This is a genomic window from Streptomyces sp. NPDC052396 (assembly GCF_044593195.1).
Taxonomy (GTDB): domain Bacteria; phylum Actinomycetota; class Actinomycetes; order Streptomycetales; family Streptomycetaceae; genus Streptomyces.
Map to the genome: position 1 here is coordinate 139,286 of NZ_JBIUAW010000008.1, position 17,704 is coordinate 156,989.

The following is a 17,704-nucleotide window of genomic DNA, read 5'->3' on the forward strand; positions in this document are numbered from 1 at the left end:
TGGGGACGGCGGCCCGGGGCCCCATAAGGACCGCGGGGCGGCAGTGTCATACACCTCCGCCGCACGGGCGCCACCAGCCGTGGACTGGCCGCGACCACAACACGGCAGGGGCACCCGCACCCGGTGATCACGCGGTCCGGGCCCGCTCGGTCCCGGTCCGGGCCCGCTCGGTCCCGGTCCAGGCCGGCTCAGTCCCGGCCCAGCCCCAGCCGGGCGAGCAGCCCGATGCGTTCGTCCGCCGCCACCGAGGCCGCGCCCGCCGCCACCGTCTCGTACACGGCGAGAATGTCGGCCCCGACCGTGGACCAGTCGTAGCGACGCACATGCCGGCTGCCGTGCTCACTGAGCTCGGCCCGCCGGGCGGGGTCGCCCAGCAGCCGGACGGCCGCCGCCGCCAGCGCATCGGCGTCCTCGTTGGTGAACAGCTCGCCCGCTGCGCCCTGGTCGAGCACCTGGGCGAACGCGTCAAGATCGCTGGCCAGCACGGGCGCACCGGCCGACATCGCCTCGACCAGGATGATGCCGAAGGACTCCCCGCCGGTGTTGGGCGCCACATAGACGTCCACGCTGCGCAGCAGCCGCGCCTTGTCCTCGTCGCTGATCATGCCGAGGAACTCGACGCGGTCGCGCATCGTCGGCGGCAGCTGGGCCACCGCCTCTTCCTCGTCGCCCCGTCCGGCCACCAGCAGCCGGGTGTCCGGGTACTCGGCGAGGATCTTCGGCAGTGCCCGCATCAGCACCGGCAGCCCCTTGCGCGGCTCGTCGATGCGGCCGATGAAGCCGATGGTCCCCTGCCGGCGGCCGGCCATGCCCTCACCGGTGCCGTCCCGGCCCGTCCACTCCGGCCGGGGCTCGGCCCGGGCGAAGAAGTCCACGTCCACGCCATTGGGGATCACCACCGCGTCACCCCCCAGGTGCTCCACCAGCGTCCGGCGGGCGTACTCGCTCACGGCGATCCGGGCGCTGATCTTCTCCAGTGCCGGCTGCAGGATCGGATACGCCGCGATCATGGCCCTGGACCGGGGGTTGGAGGTGTGGAAGGTCGCCACGATCGGCCCCTGCGCCGCCCAGCAGGTCAGCAGTCCCAGCGACGGCGAGGTCGGCTCATGGATGTGGATGACATCGAAGTCGCCCTCGTGCAGCCAGCGCCGCACCCGCGCGGCGGACAGGAAGCCGAAGTTCAGCCGGGCCACCGAGCCGTTGTAGGGCACCGGCACCGCCCGGCCCGCGGAGACCGCGAAGGGCGGCAGCGGAGTCTCGTCATCCGCCGGTGCCAGCACCGAGACCTGGTGTCCCAGCCGGATCAGGTGCTCGGCCAGGTCCCTGATGTGGAACTGGACGCCCCCGGGGACGTCCCACGAGTACGGGCAGACGATCCCGATCCTCAAGGCTTCTCCGTTCCCGGGCTCTGGTCGGGGCGGCCGCCGGCCGGGCGTGGCGCCAGGTCGGCCAGCCACAGCCGCTGCAGCATATGCCAGTCCTGGGGGTGCTCGGCGATGCCGGAGGCGAAGGCGTCGGCCAGCTGCTGGGTCATCGCCGCGGCCTGCTCGGCCCGGGTGCCGCCGGGCGGCGCCTCGATGGGCGGGTGCACCCGGCCCTGCAGCACCGGCGACCGGTCGTACCAGAGGGTCACCGGCAGCAGCAGCGCGCCGGTCTGCAGCGCCAGCCGGGCGGGCCCGGCGGGCATCTTGGCCCGCTCCCCGAAGAAGTCGACCTCCACCCCGGAGGCCGACAGGTCACGGTCGGCGACCAGGCAGACCAGTCCACCGGCCCGCAGCCGCCGCGACAGGGTGCCGAAGGCGCTGCCGCCCGCGTGGGGCAGCACCTCCATGCCCAGCCCCTCGCGGTAGGCCACAAACCGGTCGTAGAGCGTCTCCGGCTTCAGCCGCTCGGCCACCGTGGTGAAGGGCACCCCGAGTTTGGTGGTGACCCAGGCCCCGGCCAGGTCGTAGTTGGCCATGTGCGGCAGCGCCAGCACCACTCCCCGCCCGCCGGCCAGCCCATCCGTCAGATGGTGCAGGTCCTGGGGGGCGAAGCCGCCGCGGATACGGTCCTTGCTCCAGGCCGGCAGCCGGAAGGACTCCATCCAGTAGCGCATATACGAGCGCATCCCGGCCCGGGACAGCTCGGCCAGCCGGGCCGGGGAGGCATCGGGGACCACCCGGGCCAGATTGGCCTCCAGTCGCAGCACACCCTTGCCACGGCGCCGCCAGGCGGTGTCGGCCACCGTCCGGCCCAGGGCGTCGGCCACCGGCTCGGGAAGCTTTTTGACCGTCCCCCAGGCCAGCCCGTACAGCGCGTCGGTCAGCGCCTCCCCCACCCGGCGTCCCTTCACGCAGCGTCTCCCGGGCCGGCCGCCAGGGCCGCGTCCGCCTCGGCCGCCTCGCGGCGTACCGTCACCACCCGCTGGATCAGGGTGATGAAGCTGCCCACGGCCACGATCCACAGCGCGATCGGCAGCAGGATCTGGATGCCCGGTACCCCGAACTTGTGCAGGCCCGAGAGCCCGCAGGCCACCAGGGAGATCACCAGTCGCTCGGCCCGCTCGACCAGGCCGTTGACCTTCACCGGCAGCCCGATGCTCTCGCCGCGCGCCTTGGTGTACGACACCACCTGTCCGCTGGCCAGGCAGAAGATCGACACCGCGCACAGCGCCAGGTCGTCACCGCGCCCGGCGTACCACAGCGCCAGCCCGCCGAAGATCGCCGAGTCGGCGACCCGGTCCAGGGTGGAGTCCAGGAAGGCCCCCCACCGGCTGGACCGGCCCAGCTGGCGGGCCATGTTGCCGTCCACCAGGTCCGAGAAGACAAACAGGGTGATGGTGACCGTGCCCCAGAAGAACTCGCCCTGGGGATAGAAGACCAGCGCACCCGCCACCACGCCCCCGGTGCCGATGAGGGTCACCGTGTCGGGGCTGACGCCGAGTCGGATGAGCAGGGCGGCGAACGGCGTGAGAACACGCGTGAAGAACGCACGCGCGTACTTGTTCAGCATGGCCTTCCCGGAGGGTCGTGTGCGGGCCGGGTGGTCGAAGGGCCACCGGCTGGCCCATCGTAGCCAGGCCGCCGGGGCCCGCCGCGCGCACATCGCGCCCAAGGCTTCCGTCCCTCGTCACCGCCGTGCCGGCCGGCCGCCCCGGCCGCCGCGCCACCCGAATGGCGGTGCCGTCCGCCGCGCCCGTCCGCGGTTCACGCCGGGGGCGGATGGTTGCGCCTGCGTGTGCGACGTATGGACGCAGCGTGACCACGGTGGAAAGCTCGAAGGACCGCAGGTGTCAACCGGAAGGCGAGGCACATGGGCGAGAAGACGACTGTCCACCCAGGGGCCGCCGGCAGAGCAGTGGCGGTCGACCGGCCCGGCGACATACGCAATGTGGTGCTGGTCGGCCACACCGGATCCGGCAAGACCACCCTGGTCGAGGCGCTGGCGCTGGCCACCGGCGCGATCAGCCGGGCGGGGCGCGTGGAGGACGGTGGTGCGGTCTCCGACTACGACGAGATGGAACACCGGCAGCAGCGCTCGGTCCAGCTCTCCGTGGTCCCGGTGGAGTGGGACGGCATCAGGATCAATCTGCTGGACACCCCCGGGTACGCCGATTTCGTCGGTGAGCTGAGGGCCGGGCTGCGCGCGGCGGACGCGGCCCTGTTCGTGATCTCGGCGGCCGAGGGCACCGAGGGCGTCAACGGTGCCACCCGGATGCTCTGGGAGGAGTGCGCGGCGGTGGGCATGCCCCGCGCCATCGTGGTGACCCATCTGGAGACGGCCCGGACGGACTTCGCGGAGCTCACGGAGACCTGCCGCGCCGCCTTCGGCGGCGACTCCGCGGAGAGCGTGCTGCCGCTCTACCTCCCGTTGCACGGCCCGGAGGGCCCCGATGGCCACCGTCCGGTGGCCGGGCTGATCGGCCTGCTCTCCCGGCAGGTCTACGACTACTCCTCCGGCACGCGCACCGAGGCCCCGCCGGCCGGCGACCAGCTGCCCATGATCGAGGAGGCCCGCAACCGGCTGATCGAGGGGATCATCGCCGAGAGCGAGGACGAGACGCTGATGGACCGCTATCTCGGCGGCGAGGAGATCGACGTCAAGACCCTCATCGAGGACCTGGAACGGGCCGTCGCCCGCGGCACCTTCCACCCCGTGCTGGCCGCCGCCCCCGCACCCGAGGGCGCCCGGCAGGGCCTGGGCACCGTGGAACTGCTGGAGCTGGTCACCGGCGGCTTCCCCACCCCCGCCGAGCGCGAGGTGCCCGCGGTCACCACCCTGGACGGCACCCCGCGGCCCCCGCTGAGCTGCGATCCGGCCGGCCCGCTGGCCGCCGAAGTGATCAAGACCGCCTCGGACCCCTATGTGGGCCGGATCTCGCTGGTGCGCGTCTTCTCCGGCACCCTGCGCCCCGATGCCACCGTGCATGTCTCCGGCCACGGTCTGGCCGACCGCGGACACGAGGACCATGAGGCGGACGAGCGGATCGGCGCCCTGTCCTCTCCCTTCGGCAAGCAGCAGCGCCAGCTGGGCCAGGCCGTCGCCGGGGACATCGCCTGTGTCGCCAAGCTCGGCCGGGCCGAGACCGGCGACACCCTCTCCGCCGGCGGCGACCCGCTGCGCATGGAGCCCTGGCTGATGCCCGATCCGCTGCTGCCGGTGGCCATCCGGGCGCACAGCAAGGCGGACGAGGACAAGCTCTCCCAGGGCCTGGCCCGGCTGGTGGCCGAGGACCCCACCATGCGGCTGGAGCACAACCAGGACACCCACCAGGTGGTGCTGTGGTGCCTGGGCGAGGCCCACCGCGACGTCGCCCTGGAGCGGCTGCGCACCCGCTACGGCGTCCAGGTCGACACCGTGCCGCACCTGGTCGCGCTGCGGGAGACCTTCGGCGCCAAGGCCGCCGGTCGCGGCCGGCACGTCAAACAGTCCGGCGGGCACGGCCAGTTCGCCATCTGCGAGATCGAAGTCGAGCCGCTGCCGGGCGGATCCGGCATCGAGTTCATCGACAAGGTCGTCGGCGGCGCCGTGCCCCGGCAGTTCATCCCGTCCGTGGAGAAGGGCGTACGCGCCCAGGCCGCCAAGGGCGTTGCCATCGGCTATCCGCTGGTGGACATCCGGGTCACCCTGCTGGACGGCAAGGCGCACTCGGTGGACTCCTCGGACGCGGCCTTCCAGACCGCCGGTGCCCTCGCCCTGCGCGAAGCCGCCGCCGAGGCCCGTATCCACCTCCTGGAACCGGTGGCCGATGTCCAGGTGCTGGTGGCCGACGAGTATGTGGGCCCGGTGATGAGCGATCTGTCCGGACGGCGCGGCCGGGTGGTGGGCACCGAGCAGGCCGCCGGCGGGCGGACCCTGGTACGGGCCGAGGTCCCGGAGATAGAGATCGGCCGGTACGCGGTGGACCTGCGCTCGCTGTCCCATGGCACCGGGCGGTTCAGCCGCTCCTACGCCCGGCACGAGCCCATGCCGCCCCAGCTCACCGACCGGATCCGCGAACAGGCCGAAAACGGCGCATAGTTCATAAGCCGCCCGCCCCAACCCGCCCCGGGCGGGCGGCATTCGGATCTTTCGACGACAGGCGGCGGGCCGCGCCACTACCCTGGACGGTGCGACGGGTGCGCGGCATTGGGGGCAGCAGTGGCAGACGGCTTCGACTTCAGTCCGGGGGCACAGGTCCCGATCGCGGGCGGTGCCGGACAGACCGCCGCGACACAGGCGTTGGCCTCGGCCGCCTACCGCGACGGCCCCATGGACGAACTGCTCAAGGCCAACTCCGAGTGGACCGTCTCCTCCATCAAGAAACCGCGCATATCGCTCTTCGAACCCAATCTGGGCGAGGCGTTCTCCCGCGCCGTCCAGCTGCGGATGCTGGGCGAGGGCCGCAAACCGCTCATCCAGTCCTTTGGCACCGAACCACAGGTCATCGTCGAGCACTGCCTGGCCGCCACCCGTATCCGCAAACTCCGCGATGTCCGGCTCACCCTGATCATGGTGGTGTTCGGGCTGCTCTTCCTGCCCGGGGTCCTGGTGTGGCTGGGCTCCTTCCAGCTGCGCCGCACCATCGCCGGTGCCCAGAACAAACGGGCCGGGGCCCTGGGCACCGCCCTGCTCGGCCTGCTCGCCGTGGTCGGCGTGATCTTTATGATCAAGCTGCCGTTCACCGGCTTCTGGGGCATCTATCTGCGGGCCATGCTGGTCGCCCCGGTCATCGGCTGGTACTGGGCCAAGCTCATCTGCGAGCGCACCGCCCAGGACCTCCGGGAGCGCTGGACCGGCCTGCTCTCCGGCGGTGGCGTCGGCGCCAAGATCCCCGAGGCGGTGCCCCAGGCCCCCGGTGAGAGCGCCGCCGAACAGCTCCGCCAGAGCCTGGAGCGGCTGTCCGCCGAGCAGAAGAGCAATGTGGTCTTCTACGCCGGCCCCAAGGGCATACTCGGCATGGGCACCCGCTGGGGCAGCTGGCAGCTCGCCGAGGAGCTGGTGTCCGCCGAGCCCGGCAAGGACATCAACCCCTTCCGCAGCTGGGACATCATGCGCGCGGTCCACGACCAGCTACGGCTGCTGGAGCGCACCCCGGTCAACACCGGTGGTCTCACCGCCCCGTTTGTGGAGCACTGGGTGGTCTCCCCCATCGGCGAGGGCGCCGACTCCGTCTCCCGGTCCTCCGGTGACGAGGGCTCCTTCCAGATAAGGGGCGCCGAACTCCAGAAGATCTGCAACGAACAGCACTTCGGCAGCGGCGACCGGCACTACCTGGGCGTGCAGTTCGTGCTCTGGGACGGCCAGTTGGTGATCACCCTGCTGATCAATGTCACCGTGCTGCACAAGACCCTGCGCATCGAGATCACCGGCCACGCCCTCGGCCCCATCCACCCCGTCTTCAACGGCAAGCCCAAGAACCGCACCAAGTCCTTCCGCAAGGGCATCAAGTTCTGGGAGACCTGGGAACGCACCCTGCCGGTGGTCGAGGCCCGTGAGGTGGTCCGCCTGGCCGCCCGGGCCCCGCTGACCTGGTACCCGCCGCTACTGGAGTACTGGGGCGGCAAGCTGGTGCTGCCCGAGCCCTTCGGGCTGCGGCACGCCTGGGCCGACAAGCCCTGGCGCCACCGCTTCATGGCCGACGACGCGCTGCGCGCCGCCACCCCGGTGCTGCGCGTGGTACACCAGGCGGCGCTGCGGGTGCTGGCCGAACACGGCGTCAATACCGAGCGGTTCGGCAACCGGGCCACCTTCCTCAGCGGCGCCGTCCAGGACCCCACCCCGCGCCAGGCCGACGTCTACAACGCCTGAACCGCCCGCCCGCCGTCGCCGGGCCTCACCGGAAGATCCCGGTGTGGCCCAGCGAGTAGCGTCCCGGCTGCGGATAGACGGCCAGCCCATGCGGCCCGGCACCCACCGGGATACGGGCGATCTGGTGCCCGTCGGTGGTGTCGATGGCGTACACCTCGCTGTTGTAGCGCCCCGAGAGCCACAGCACCTTGCCGTCCGCCGACACCCCGCCCATGTCGGGGCTGCCGCCGTCCGGCAGCTCCCACTTGTGCACCAGTTTCCGGGTGGCCAGGTCGAGCACGGAGATCGAGCCCTCGCCCCGGTTGGAGATATACATCGACTTGGAGTCCCGGCTCACATAGAGGCCGTGCGCCCCCTTGCCGGTGGGCATCAGCCAGGGCTCGTTGAACCGGTCGCCGTCCAGCACCCACAGCCCGTCCGCCATCATGTCGGCGATGTACCAGGTCCTGCCGTCCGAGGCGATCTTCACATCCTGTGGCATCGCCCCGTCGAACGGCAGCTTCCGCTGCCCGATCACCTGCATCTTGGCGGTGTCCACCTTGAGCAGTTCGCCGGAGAACTCACAGGACACGATGAAGTACCGCCCGTCCGGTGAGAAGTCGGCGTGATTGACGCCCAGGCAGCTCACCGGAACGGTCTTCTTCCGCTTCATGGTGTGCGCGTCCCGGAACACCAGCTCCCGGTCCATTGAGGCCATCACCACCGCGTACTTGCCGTCCGGGGTGAAGTAGAGGTTGTAGGGGTCATGGACGTCGACCGGCTTGCCCGCCTTCCCGGTGGCCGGGTCGATCGGAGTGAGCGTATGGCCCCGGTCGTTGTTGACCCACAGCGTCTTCAGGTCCCAGGAGGGCACCACGTGCTGCGGCTGGTTGCCCACCGGAATGGTCTCAATGACCTTGTAGGTCTTGGGGTCGATCACACTGACCGTGTCCGACTCGGTGTTGGGCACATAGACCCGGGACGGGAAGTTCCTGACCACCGGCGAGAGGGCGTTGGGCCGGTCGGCGGCGTACACATCATTGGGGTCGAGCAGCGGCGGCATCCCCGGCAGCCCCTGCGGCACGCCCCGCGCCGCACCCTGGCTGGTGTGCCCGTGCGGCTGCCGGCCGGCCGCCTCCAGATCGTCGCCGCCTCCGGAGCAGCCGGCCGTGGCCAGCAGCGCGCCGGCGGCGGCCCACAACACGGCCCGGCGGACGCCGCTCAGTCGGGTACGGGGGCTCTTACGCGAGAACTGGATCATCCGGTCAGCAGCTCCGTAGTCGTCACCGCTCGCAGACCGCGGCGGTGCAGGCCGTCGAGGATCGCGGGCAGCGCGGCCACCGTGCCGGCGTGCCCGAAGTGCAGACTGACGACCGACCCGGGCCGTACCGCGTCCATGACGGTACGCCGGACCGCCGCCGCGCCCGGGTCGGTGAAGTCGAGGGAGTCCACGTCATAGGACAGGACATGCGGATATCCGGCCTTGCGCGCCAGCCGCAGCACCTGGGGGGTCGCCCGCCGCGCCCGGGAGGGACGGAACCAGCGGCCGATGCCGCCGGTGAGCCTGCGCAGCCGGTCGGCGCACTGGGTGATCTCGGCATAGGCGGCCTGGGCGCTCATCGCGCAGATGTCCAGGTGGCGCATGGTGTGGTTGCCCAGCTCATGCCCGCCGTCCAGCACCCGGCGGGCCAGCTGCGGCTGGGCGTCCAGCCAGTCGCCTACGGCCAGCACGGTGATCCGGGCCCCGGCCCGCTCGGCCTCGGCCAGCAGACCGGTGGCCGACCTGGCGTCACCGCGGCCGTGAAAGGTGAGCGCCACCGCCTTGCTCTGCCGGGAACCGTGCTCGATCTGCGCCGGCAGCCCGGCCGGCAGTGCGGGCAGCCGGGGCGGCACCGGCCCCGGCGCCATGGGCGAGGCGGACGCCCGGCCCCTGACCTGCTCCGCGGACCGGGCCGCGCGCTCCTTGTCACAGCCCGCGAGCGGTGCCCCCGCCACTCCGGCGAGGGCACCGCTCGCGGCTGCACGCAGCACGGCACGGCGGTGCGGGAAGGTCACCGCACCATTAGAGCCTTTATGTCTGGATTTGTGTCGATTTTCCGGTTTGTCGGGTGATTCGTGTCCCCTGGCGCCCTACTCGGCGGGCCAGGCATCCGCCAGCATCTTGCGGGTGTCCGCGAGGAGTTGGGGCAGCACCTTGGTGTGGCCGATCACCGGAAGGAAGTTGGTGTCCCCGCCCCACCGGGGCACCACATGCTGGTGCAGGTGGGCGGCGATACCGGCACCGGCCACCGCGCCCTGGTTCATGCCCACATTGAACCCATGGGCACCGGAGGCGGCGCGCAGCGCACGCATGGCCCGCTTGGTGAAGTCGGCCAGCTCGGCCGTCTCGGCCTCGTCCAGATCCGTGTAGTCGGCGATATGCCGGAACGGGACCACCATCAGATGACCGCCGTTGTACGGGTAGAGGTTCAGCACGGCGTAGACCCGCTCGCCCCGGGCGATGATCAGGCCGTCCTCATCGGACTTCTCCGGAATCGAGCAGAACGGACAACCGTCCCCGGCCCCCGGGCCGGTCGGCTTGTTCTCTCCCTGGATGTAGGCCATCCGATGCGGCGTCCACAGCCGCTGGAAGGCGTCCGGGATCCCGACCCCGATCTGCTGCTCCGGCTCACTCGTCATGCTGTGCAGCATATTCCCTGGTCCTCGACGCGAAGAGGGGCGGCCCTGGAGCCGCCCCTCAACCCACGCTCACCCGGAGCGCGCATCACACCTGGACGCGGCGCTCCACCACGTCGACGAGCTCCCGCAGGGCCTCGTCCCGCGGAATCCCGTTCTTCTGCGACCCGTCGCGGTAGCGGAAGCTGACCGCGCCATTGGCCACGTCCTCATCGCCCGCGATGATCATGAACGGCACCTTGGCCTTCTGGGCATTGCGGATCTTCTTCTGCATCCGGTCCGAGGAGGCGTCCACCTCGACCCGCAGACCCTGCCGCTTGGCCTCGGCCGCGAACTCCTGCAGGTACGGCACATGGGCGTCACCAATCGGGATGCCCACCGCCTGCACCGGGGCCAGCCACGCCGGGAACGCACCGGCGTAGTGCTCCAGCAGCACCGCGAAGAAACGTTCGATCGAGCCGAAGAGGGCCCGGTGGATCATGACCGGCCGCTGGCGCGAGGCGTCCGCGGCGGTGTACTCCAGGTCGAAGCGCTCGGGCAGGTTGAAGTCCAGCTGGATGGTGGACATCTGCCAGGTACGGCCGATCGCGTCTCGCGCCTGCACCGAGATCTTCGGTCCGTAGAAGGCCGCGCCACCCGGGTCGGCGACCAGCTCCAGGCCCTGCTTCTCGGCCACCTTGCGCAGCGTCTCGGTGGCCTCCTCCCACGCCTCATCGGTGCCGACGAACTTCTGCTCGTCCTTGGTGGACAGCTCCAGGTAGAAGTCGTTCAGACCGTAGTCGCGCAGCAGGTCCAGCACGAAGGTGAGCGTCTTGTCGAGCTCCTCCGCCATCTGCTCACGGGTGCAGTAGATGTGCGCGTCGTCCTGGGTGAAGCCGCGGGCCCGGGTCAGGCCGTGCACCACACCCGACTTCTCGTACCGGTACACCGTGCCGAACTCGAAGAAGCGCAGCGGGAGTTCACGGTAGGAACGGCCCCGCGCATCGAAGATCAGGTTGTGCATCGGGCAGTTCATGGGCTTCAGGTAGTAGTCCACGCCCTCGTCGAGCTGCATGGGCGGGTACATACCGTCGGCGTACCAGTCGAGGTGCCCCGAGGTCTCGAAAAGCTTGGCCTTGGTGGCGTGCGGGGTGTAGACGAACTCGTACCCCTCCTCCTCGTGCCGCTTGCGCGAGTAGTCCTCCATCACCCGGCGGATGATGCCGCCCCTGGGGTGGAAGACCGCCAGGCCGGAGCCGATCTGCTCCGGGATGGAGAACAGGTCGAGCTCGGCACCGAGCTTGCGGTGGTCGCGCTTCTCGGCCTCGGCGAGGAACTCCAGGTGCGCCTTCAGCTCGTCCTTGGACGGCCAGGCGGTGCCGTAGATGCGCTGGAGCATCGGGTTCTTCTCGCTGCCCCGCCAGTACGCGGCCGCGTTCCGCATCAGCTTGAACGCCGGGATGTTCCGGGTGGTGGGCAGGTGCGGACCCCGGCAGAGGTCCTTCCAGCACAGGTCGCCGGTCTTGGGGTCCAGGTTGTCGTAGATGGTCAGCTCGCCGGCGCCCACCTCGACGTCTGCGCCGTCGTCATGCGAGGCAGAACCCTTGAGCCCGATCAGCTCCAGCTTGTACGGCTCGTCCGCCAGCTCCTCGCGGGCCGCCTCGTCGGTGACCACCCGGCGGGAGAACTTCTGCCCCCGCTTGATGATCTCCTGCATCTTCTTCTCGATGAGCTTGAGGTCATCGGGGTGGAAGGGCTTCTCCACGTCGAAGTCGTAGTAGAAGCCGTCCCGGACCGGCGGGCCGATGCCCAGCTTGGCCTCGGGGAACAGCTCCTGCACGGCCTGGGCCATGACATGCGCGGTGGAGTGGCGCAGGATGTTGAGGCCGTCCTCGGAGGAGATCTCCACCGGCTCGACCTCATCACCGTCGGCGAGCTGGTAGGCCAGGTCCTTCAGCTCACCGCCGACCCGGGCGGCGACGACGGTGCGCTGACCCGGGAACAGGTCGGCCGCCGTGGTGCCCGTGGTCACCACGCGCTCTTCCCGCTCGGAATCGCGTTGGATGATCACACGGACGTCTGACACCGGACTCTCCTGACTCATGGGATGCGACAGCGGACGCTGTGCGCCTGAATCGTACCGAGCCCCGCCGCCCGACCGCTAAACGCCTAGTCCTCCCCGCCCTTCTCCCCCAGGGCGTCCAGGCTCACCTGCAACGACTTCAGCAGCCGGTCGCGCTCCGCCTCGTCGACCGCCGCCGGCACCACGCCCCCGCCGGTCAGCCGCCGGAATCCGCCGCGGCTCTCCAGGCGCCCGCCGACCACCACCGGCAGCCCCACCAGATGGGCCTGGCCGGCGGTCCGGTAGTCGTCCTCGTCCAGCTCCACCCGGACCTCGGCCACCTCGGCCCCGTCCAGCACCCGCAGCCGCACCACCCCGGGCCCGCTGGGGGCGTCCCGCCACATCCGCACCACGGTCCCGGTGATCCGCACCGGCGGCGACGGCTCCTGCCGGACATACCGGGCGCCGGCCTCCCGGAGCACCGGAAGGTCACCCGGGGAGAACTCCACCGGCTCCGGACGGGCCGCGAATCCCGCCGGCGGCCCGGCGGCCGGCGCCCACTCGGCCCGGATCCGCACCCCCGCCGAGCCACCGGCCAGCGCCACGACCGCCTCGGTGAGCTCCTGGCACACCCCGGCCTCCACCGCCGCCTCGAAGGCCTCGGCCCGGCCGGTCGCCCGCTGGTAGTCGGTCGCGTCCCGGGCGGCGTACAGCGCCCGCAGCAGCGCGGCGACGACCGGCCGCCCGTCCGGCTCGGTGCCCACCGGCAGGAACACGGCCAGCTCCCGGCCGGAGCGCACCGGCCCCACCAGGGCCCCGTCCAGTATCGCCTCGGCCTGCCGGCGGCCCCGGGCGCCGTGGAAGCGGGCCCGCCGCCCGGCGGCCAGCGCCCCGGCCAGCAGCATCGCCCGTGCCCCGCCGCGTAACCGTTCCTGCGCACTCCACAGGGCGGCGGGCGCGGCCGGCTCCGGGATGTCCCGGTACCAGCGGAGCTCATCGCTGGGCACCCGCAGGGCGATCAGCACCTGACGGGCGGAGGGGGCCGGGCTGCGCTCCAGCGCGGTGAGCGCCTCGGCGATCAGGTCGGCGCTGTCGGGGAAGGCGCGGCTGTCCGGCACCAGCACACTGGTCCCCGACCCCTCGGGGGGCGTCCAGCGGCCGTAGTGCCCGGCGGCGGAGCCGCGCCGCCGCCAGCCGTGCCGGGCCAGCAGGGCACCCAGTACGGCAGGGTCGGCCGGCTCGGCGGGGCGTGCCATCAGGGTCTCCCTCCCGCCCCCACCCGCGTCATGATCTCGCAGAGGGCGTGGTCGTCGAAGACATGCGAGGTGGGGATCCGCACCGTGGTTCTGCGCCGGCCGGTGACCGGATGGCCCGCCAGGTTGGTCCAGTAGCAGCAGTGCCGCAGCTCCAGCCGGTCATGGCCGCCGCGCAGCCAGTCGTCCTGGGACCGGGGGACAACCATGACCACCAGAATCTTGTGCACGGACACCGGGGTGCGGGCCAGCTTGGCGAGGTGGTCGTTGTCCAGCGTGAAGGGAAACGTTGCGGCAGGCGTTCCGAACCGGGCCGTGCGGGCGGCCAGTTGGTAGGTGCACTTGAGCTGCACCTTGATGGTGACCTCATCGTCCACGGTGTGGCCGGGTGTGCTGTGGCTGAGGTGCCAGTCGATGCCGTAGTCGGGAAAGGGCTGTGCCAGCGAGCAGCCCGCCGCGGCCGCGACGGCATGCAGATAGCCGACCTGGAGAGTCTCCATGCACGCGGTGACGGCCAGCGCACCGCGCCGTGCCGCGGGCCGCCCGGCCGCCGGTTCCCTGACCGGCGCGGCCGGGTCGGGCTGGGCGAGCGCCATGTCCGAAACGCCTTCCGGGACCATCGTCCCATTGCTCCGTACAAGTGTGTTGTCTCCACCCGAACTCCCGCGCAAACGACGGCGGTTCGGGTCGCGGGATGACCGGGTATCACCTGCCGGGAGGGGGAAACACGCCATTTGCCGGGCAAGCGCGAGGAGTTGTGACATGCGGTGCTGGTTCGAGGGGCCTCTTGCCGCGTTCGACACCGAGACCACCGGAGTCGATGTGGAGCATGACCGCATCGTGTCGGCGGCCCTCGTGGTGCAGTCACAGGCGGGGGCCGCGCCCCTGGTCACCCGCTGGCTGATCAATCCGGGGATACCGGTGCCGGAGGGGGCGACGGCGATACACGGTCTGACGGACGCCCATCTCCAGCGGCACGGGAGGTGGCCGGCCCCAGTGATGGAGGAGCTGGCGCGGGCGCTGGCGGAACAGACGGCGGGCGGCATCCCGCTGGCGGTGATGAACGCGCCCTTCGATCTGACCCTGCTGGACCGGGAGTTGCGCCGGCACCGGGCCCAGCCGCTGGCCGGCTACCTCAACGGCACCCCGCTGTGCGTCCTGGACCCCTGGGTGCTCGACAAGCACCTCGACCGCTACCGCAAGGGCCACCGCACGCTCGGAGACCTGTGCCTGCACTACGGCGTCGAACTGGCCGGCGCGCATGACGCGGCCGCGGACGCGGTGGCGGCACTGGAGCTGGTCCGGGCGATAGGGCGCCGGTTCGCCTCCCGGCTGGACCGGCTCAGCCCGGCGGAACTGCACGCCCGGCAGACGGTGTGGCACGCGGCGCAGGCGCGCGGGCTGCAGGCATGGTTCGCCCGCAACGGATCGAACGAGGAGTGCGATCCGGCCTGGCCGCTGCGCCCACGGCTGTCCGCGGCGGCCTGAGTCCGGGCAACGCACAAGGCCGGTCCGTCAGTTGACGGACCGGCCTTGGGGCGGTGGGCGATACTGGGATCGAACCAGTGACCTCTTCGGTGTGAACGAAGCGCTCTCCCGCTGAGCTAATCGCCCCTCGTCCCCTTCGGGGTTTCCCCCGGGAACGCACTGAACAATACAGGCTGCGGCGGCTCTTCATCAAATCCCTTCCGAACCGCGGTCCAGCAGGGCCCGCAGCCCCCGCCGGCCGCGGCGCATCATCCAGGCGTGGTTGGCGATGAAGACGGGGCGGCCGGGCACGGCCAGCCACCGCATCAGCGGCTTGCGCACCTCGACCTCCTGCTCGAAACGGGCGGTGCTGCCGCCAGCGCCGCGCGGCAGTACGGTCCAGCGCACCCAGCCCTCCAGGTCGCCGCCGACGGTGATCTCCAGGACCCGGGTCCGCGGGTCGCGGCGGCTCTGACACGCGGTGAGGGTCAGACCGTAGGGCAGGGCGGAGCGCATCCGCACGGTGCCGCTGAGCCCGCCGGGGTGCACGGTCACCGCTCTGATCTGCGGCCACCAGGAGGGATAGCGCGGGGCGTCCTCCAGGAGGCGGTAGACCGTGTCCGGGGGCGCGTCCAGCGGCCAGTCGTCGTGGAAGCGGTAGTGGTGGCGGGCCATGCCGTCAGCGCATACGAAAAACCGAGGGTCCGCAAGGTACTTGACCTCACGAACCCTCGGTTCATGGTGGGCGATACTGGGATCGAACCAGTGACCTCTTCGGTGTGAACGAAGCGCTCTCCCGCTGAGCTAATCGCCCGGGCGCACCGCAAACATTACCCCATGTCAGGCCCTACCCAGAACCACCCCGGCACCATGACGCACCGACCGTCACGCCGAGTAACCGGGCCGCCGGTAAATCGGCGGCTGCCGGATCTCACCGGAATGGGCGCTTCGGCGGCGAAGACGGTCGGCCGTCCGGGGTATACGAACACTGTCAAAACGGTCAGAGGGGTTTACAACGGCACCGTAGGTGGCATGTCGATTTCGCCGACGTGCGAATCCCCGAGCGCACACTGAGCGAAAGGCCCTGGCGCTTATGAACACCACGGTCAGCTGTGAGCTGCACCTGCGCCTCGTTGTGTCGAGCGAATCGTCACTGCCTGTACCCGCAGGTCTGCGGTACGACACTTCCGATCCGTATGCGGTGCACGCCACCTTCCACACCGGAGCCGAAGAAACGGTCGAATGGGTCTTCGCCCGGGACCTGCTCGCCGAGGGCCTGCACCGGCCCACCGGCACCGGCGACGTCCGTGTATGGCCGTCCCGCAGCCACGGCCAGGGCGTCGTGTGCATCGCGCTGAGCTCTCCCGAGGGCGAGGCCCTGCTGGAGGCTCCGGCGCGAGCCCTGGAGTCGTTCCTGAAGCGAACCGACGCCGCCGTCCCGCCGGGCACCGAGCACCGGCACTTCGACCTGGACACCGAGCTCTCGCACATCCTGGCCGAGAGCTAGACCGGCGCCCGGGAAGCGCACCGCCCACTCGGGGAGGCGGGGCGCACCACTCACGCACTCATCTCGCATTCGTCTCGCATAGGGCATCTCGCCGATGCCGCCGCCGTGGAGGAGCACGGCGGCGGCATCGGCGCTTTCGGACGGCGCGGAAGCCAGTAAGGTCGGTGGCCGCAATCGAACAGTTGCCGCCCTATCCGCCTGGCCAGGGAGCGAACGAACCGTGCTGATCAACCACGACACCCGGTACGCGCTCAATACCGTCGTCGATCTGCTCAACACCGGGCCGGGCTCTCCCCCGGCCCCGGACGGCACGGCCCGCGACGGCCTGCCGGACCTGGCCTCGCTGCGGGCCTTTGTCCAGCGCCATGGCATCCGGGGCGCGGAGGACCTCCGGGAGAAGGACCTGGCCGCCGTGCGGTCGGTGCGGGACCGGCTCGCCCGGATCTTTGACACCCCGGCCCCGCACCGGGCCGCCGAGCTGCTCAACGCCCTGGTCGCGGAGGCCGGCACCACGCCCCGGCTGACCGACCACGACGGCTACGACTGGCATGTGCACTACTTCGCGCCGGGCGCTTCCCTGGCCCAGCACCTGGCGGCGGACGGCGGCATGGCGCTGGCCTTCCTGCTGGTGGCAGGCGAACGGGAGCGGCTGCGGCGCTGCCAGGGGCCGGGCTGCGGACGTGCCTTCGTCGATCTGTCCCGCAACCGCTCCCGCCGCTACTGCGACGGCCGCACCTGCGGCAACCGGCTTCATGTTGCCGCCTACCGGGCACGCCGCCGGGAGGCCACGGAGTGCGCGAGCGCCTCACCAGCGGTACAGGTCATGCACGGCAGTCAGCAGGATCAACGTGGCCACCAGGGTGAGGAAGAGCATCAATGGCGGCTGGGACAGGGCGAATAGACAGCCGCGGGATTCCTCGGCGGTGTCTGCCGGTTCATTGTTCATCTCCGGCAGATCATGGCGCAGGGCGCCATGGCGGCTTCACAACTTGTGCGTTACGTACAGGAGTTGTCAGATTCCGTGCTTCTTGAGAATCGCCTCGATGTCTGAGAAGTCGTCACCGGCCGATTGTGGCTTGGACTTGATCTTCGAGCGGTCTGCCGGGCGCGCCGGCCCCAGGGATGGAGCCGAGGCTCCGGGGGCCGCCACTTCACGGCCCGCGGCGGCCGCCGCCCGGCGCTCCTTGCGGCTGCCGCCGCCGCGGCGCTCGGCCGTCCTGCTCACCATGAACAGCAGGGCGGACAGCGCGAGGACGCCGAAGCCCGCCCAGACGGTGGGCTTGAAGACCAGACCGGTGACCCAGTCGATGATCCCCGTCATGACCAGCCCGATGGGGATGAGGGAGTAGGCCGCTATCCGGGTCGCGGCGAGGAAGCGCTTGCGGTAGGCGGTCAGCAGGGCGATGCCCAGGCCGCCCGCGGACACCGCGGCGCATACGGTCGAGGTCAGCATCCGGTCCTCCTGCCGATGACGGTCATCTTCATCCATCCTGCACCGGCGCCGGCGGC

Annotated in this window: 15 protein-coding genes, 2 tRNA genes and 1 pseudogene; 5 read left to right on the forward strand and 13 right to left on the reverse strand. The window is 71.0% G+C overall.

Features of this window, described 5'->3' with window-relative positions; genetic code table 11:
• Window positions 1–188: 188 nt before the first annotated feature.
• From ACIHFE_RS22090 to pgsA, 3 genes are read right to left on the reverse strand one after another with little or no spacing between them, the layout of a single operon-like run.
• Window positions 189–1,388 (reverse strand): glycosyltransferase family 4 protein, encoded by a 1,200-nt coding sequence (locus tag ACIHFE_RS22090; RefSeq protein WP_400108907.1) that lies wholly within the window; start codon window positions 1,386–1,388, stop codon window positions 189–191.
• Window positions 1,385–2,320: a phosphatidylinositol mannoside acyltransferase gene (locus tag ACIHFE_RS22095; protein WP_400109285.1), complete on the reverse strand. Its 936-nt coding sequence runs from the start codon at window positions 2,318–2,320 to the stop codon at window positions 1,385–1,387. Before ACIHFE_RS22095 ends, ACIHFE_RS22090 begins: the two co-directional genes overlap by 4 nt.
• Before the next feature lie 11 nt (window positions 2,321–2,331).
• The gene (gene pgsA, locus ACIHFE_RS22100; protein ID WP_400108908.1) at window positions 2,332–2,994 is read right to left on the reverse strand and encodes a phosphatidylinositol phosphate synthase; all 663 of its coding nucleotides are present in this window, start codon (window positions 2,992–2,994) and stop codon (window positions 2,332–2,334) included.
• A gap of 300 nt (window positions 2,995–3,294) precedes the next feature.
• On the opposite strand from pgsA, the gene ACIHFE_RS22105 reads away from it, so the two are divergent.
• Window positions 3,295–5,502 (forward strand): elongation factor G-like protein EF-G2, encoded by a 2,208-nt coding sequence (locus ACIHFE_RS22105; RefSeq protein WP_400108909.1) that lies wholly within the window; start codon window positions 3,295–3,297, stop codon window positions 5,500–5,502.
• 120 nt (window positions 5,503–5,622) lie between these two features.
• Window positions 5,623–7,272, forward strand: a complete 1,650-nt coding sequence (locus ACIHFE_RS22110; protein ID WP_400108910.1) for a hypothetical protein — start codon at window positions 5,623–5,625, stop codon at window positions 7,270–7,272.
• A gap of 25 nt (window positions 7,273–7,297) precedes the next feature.
• Here the strand turns inward: ACIHFE_RS22110 and ACIHFE_RS22115 are convergent, their stop codons facing one another.
• The 6 genes from ACIHFE_RS22115 to ACIHFE_RS22140 form a co-directional block, all read right to left on the reverse strand.
• A complete protein-coding gene (locus ACIHFE_RS22115; protein ID WP_400108911.1) occupies window positions 7,298–8,512 on the reverse strand; it encodes a hypothetical protein in 1,215 nt (404 codons plus the stop codon).
• Window positions 8,509–9,306, reverse strand: coding sequence for a polysaccharide deacetylase family protein (locus ACIHFE_RS22120; protein ID WP_400108912.1), 798 nt, complete (start codon window positions 9,304–9,306; stop codon window positions 8,509–8,511). Before ACIHFE_RS22120 ends, ACIHFE_RS22115 begins: the two co-directional genes overlap by 4 nt.
• A gap of 75 nt (window positions 9,307–9,381) precedes the next feature.
• Window positions 9,382–9,942, reverse strand: coding sequence for an HIT family protein (locus tag ACIHFE_RS22125; RefSeq protein ID WP_400108913.1), 561 nt, complete (start codon window positions 9,940–9,942; stop codon window positions 9,382–9,384).
• 73 nt (window positions 9,943–10,015) lie between these two features.
• On the reverse strand, window positions 10,016–11,992 hold the full coding sequence (gene thrS, locus ACIHFE_RS22130) for a threonine--tRNA ligase (RefSeq protein ID WP_400108914.1): 1,977 nt from the start codon (window positions 11,990–11,992) through the stop codon (window positions 10,016–10,018).
• A gap of 83 nt (window positions 11,993–12,075) precedes the next feature.
• Window positions 12,076–13,224: a hypothetical protein gene (locus ACIHFE_RS22135; protein WP_400108915.1), complete on the reverse strand. Its 1,149-nt coding sequence runs from the start codon at window positions 13,222–13,224 to the stop codon at window positions 12,076–12,078.
• Window positions 13,224–13,817 (reverse strand): DUF4365 domain-containing protein, encoded by a 594-nt coding sequence (locus ACIHFE_RS22140; protein WP_400108916.1) that lies wholly within the window; start codon window positions 13,815–13,817, stop codon window positions 13,224–13,226. Before ACIHFE_RS22140 ends, ACIHFE_RS22135 begins: the two co-directional genes overlap by 1 nt.
• 166 nt (window positions 13,818–13,983) lie before the next feature.
• On the opposite strand from ACIHFE_RS22140, the gene ACIHFE_RS22145 reads away from it, so the two are divergent.
• Window positions 13,984–14,709: an exonuclease domain-containing protein gene (locus ACIHFE_RS22145; protein ID WP_400108917.1), complete on the forward strand. Its 726-nt coding sequence runs from the start codon at window positions 13,984–13,986 to the stop codon at window positions 14,707–14,709.
• 54 nt (window positions 14,710–14,763) lie between these two features.
• Here the strand turns inward: ACIHFE_RS22145 and ACIHFE_RS22150 are convergent.
• The 3 genes from ACIHFE_RS22150 to ACIHFE_RS22160 all read right to left on the reverse strand — a co-directional run bounded on the left by ACIHFE_RS22150 (window position 14,764) and on the right by ACIHFE_RS22160 (window position 15,502).
• Window positions 14,764–14,835: transfer RNA gene (locus tag ACIHFE_RS22150), tRNA-Val, on the reverse strand.
• A 63-nt stretch (window positions 14,836–14,898) separates the two neighbouring features.
• Window positions 14,899–15,363 carry an SRPBCC family protein gene (locus tag ACIHFE_RS22155; protein ID WP_400108918.1) on the reverse strand — a complete coding sequence of 155 codons (465 nt, stop codon included), beginning with the start codon at window positions 15,361–15,363 and terminating at the stop codon, window positions 14,899–14,901.
• A 64-nt stretch (window positions 15,364–15,427) separates the two neighbouring features.
• A tRNA-Val gene (locus ACIHFE_RS22160) sits at window positions 15,428–15,502 on the reverse strand.
• Window positions 15,503–15,781: 279 nt separating this feature from the next.
• Here ACIHFE_RS22160 and ACIHFE_RS22165 point away from each other — a divergent pair.
• Complete coding sequence (locus tag ACIHFE_RS22165) at window positions 15,782–16,195, forward strand: SsgA family sporulation/cell division regulator (protein ID WP_004942301.1); 414 nt, start codon at window positions 15,782–15,784, stop codon at window positions 16,193–16,195.
• A gap of 220 nt (window positions 16,196–16,415) precedes the next feature.
• Window positions 16,416–16,982 (forward strand): annotated as a pseudogene (locus ACIHFE_RS22170) (CGNR zinc finger domain-containing protein); the annotation flags it as partial.
• A 225-nt stretch (window positions 16,983–17,207) separates the two neighbouring features.
• Here the strand turns inward: ACIHFE_RS22170 and ACIHFE_RS22175 are convergent.
• Window positions 17,208–17,648 (reverse strand): hypothetical protein, encoded by a 441-nt coding sequence (locus ACIHFE_RS22175; RefSeq protein ID WP_400108919.1) that lies wholly within the window; start codon window positions 17,646–17,648, stop codon window positions 17,208–17,210.
• Window positions 17,649–17,704: the final 56 nt, after the last annotated feature.

What these genes read in the sequence shown, in the direction of transcription:
- pgsA (WP_400108908.1), bottom strand. Translation starts at nt 2,994, where the DNA reads ATGCTGAACAAGTACGCGCGTGCGTTCTTCACGCGTGTTCTCACGCCG.
- ACIHFE_RS22105 (WP_400108909.1), top strand. Translation starts at nt 3,295, where the DNA reads ATGGGCGAGAAGACGACTGTCCACCCAGGGGCCGCCGGCAGAGCAGTG.
- ACIHFE_RS22115 (WP_400108911.1), bottom strand. Translation starts at nt 8,512, where the DNA reads ATGATCCAGTTCTCGCGTAAGAGCCCCCGTACCCGACTGAGCGGCGTC.
- ACIHFE_RS22125 (WP_400108913.1), bottom strand. Translation starts at nt 9,942, where the DNA reads ATGCTGCACAGCATGACGAGTGAGCCGGAGCAGCAGATCGGGGTCGGG.
- ACIHFE_RS22135 (WP_400108915.1), bottom strand. Translation starts at nt 13,224, where the DNA reads ATGGCACGCCCCGCCGAGCCGGCCGACCCTGCCGTACTGGGTGCCCTG.
- ACIHFE_RS22140 (WP_400108916.1), bottom strand. Translation starts at nt 13,817, where the DNA reads ATGGCGCTCGCCCAGCCCGACCCGGCCGCGCCGGTCAGGGAACCGGCG.
- ACIHFE_RS22145 (WP_400108917.1), top strand. Translation starts at nt 13,984, where the DNA reads ATGCGGTGCTGGTTCGAGGGGCCTCTTGCCGCGTTCGACACCGAGACC.
- ACIHFE_RS22155 (WP_400108918.1), bottom strand. Translation starts at nt 15,363, where the DNA reads ATGGCCCGCCACCACTACCGCTTCCACGACGACTGGCCGCTGGACGCG.
- ACIHFE_RS22165 (WP_004942301.1), top strand. Translation starts at nt 15,782, where the DNA reads ATGAACACCACGGTCAGCTGTGAGCTGCACCTGCGCCTCGTTGTGTCG.
- ACIHFE_RS22175 (WP_400108919.1), bottom strand. Translation starts at nt 17,648, where the DNA reads ATGCTGACCTCGACCGTATGCGCCGCGGTGTCCGCGGGCGGCCTGGGC.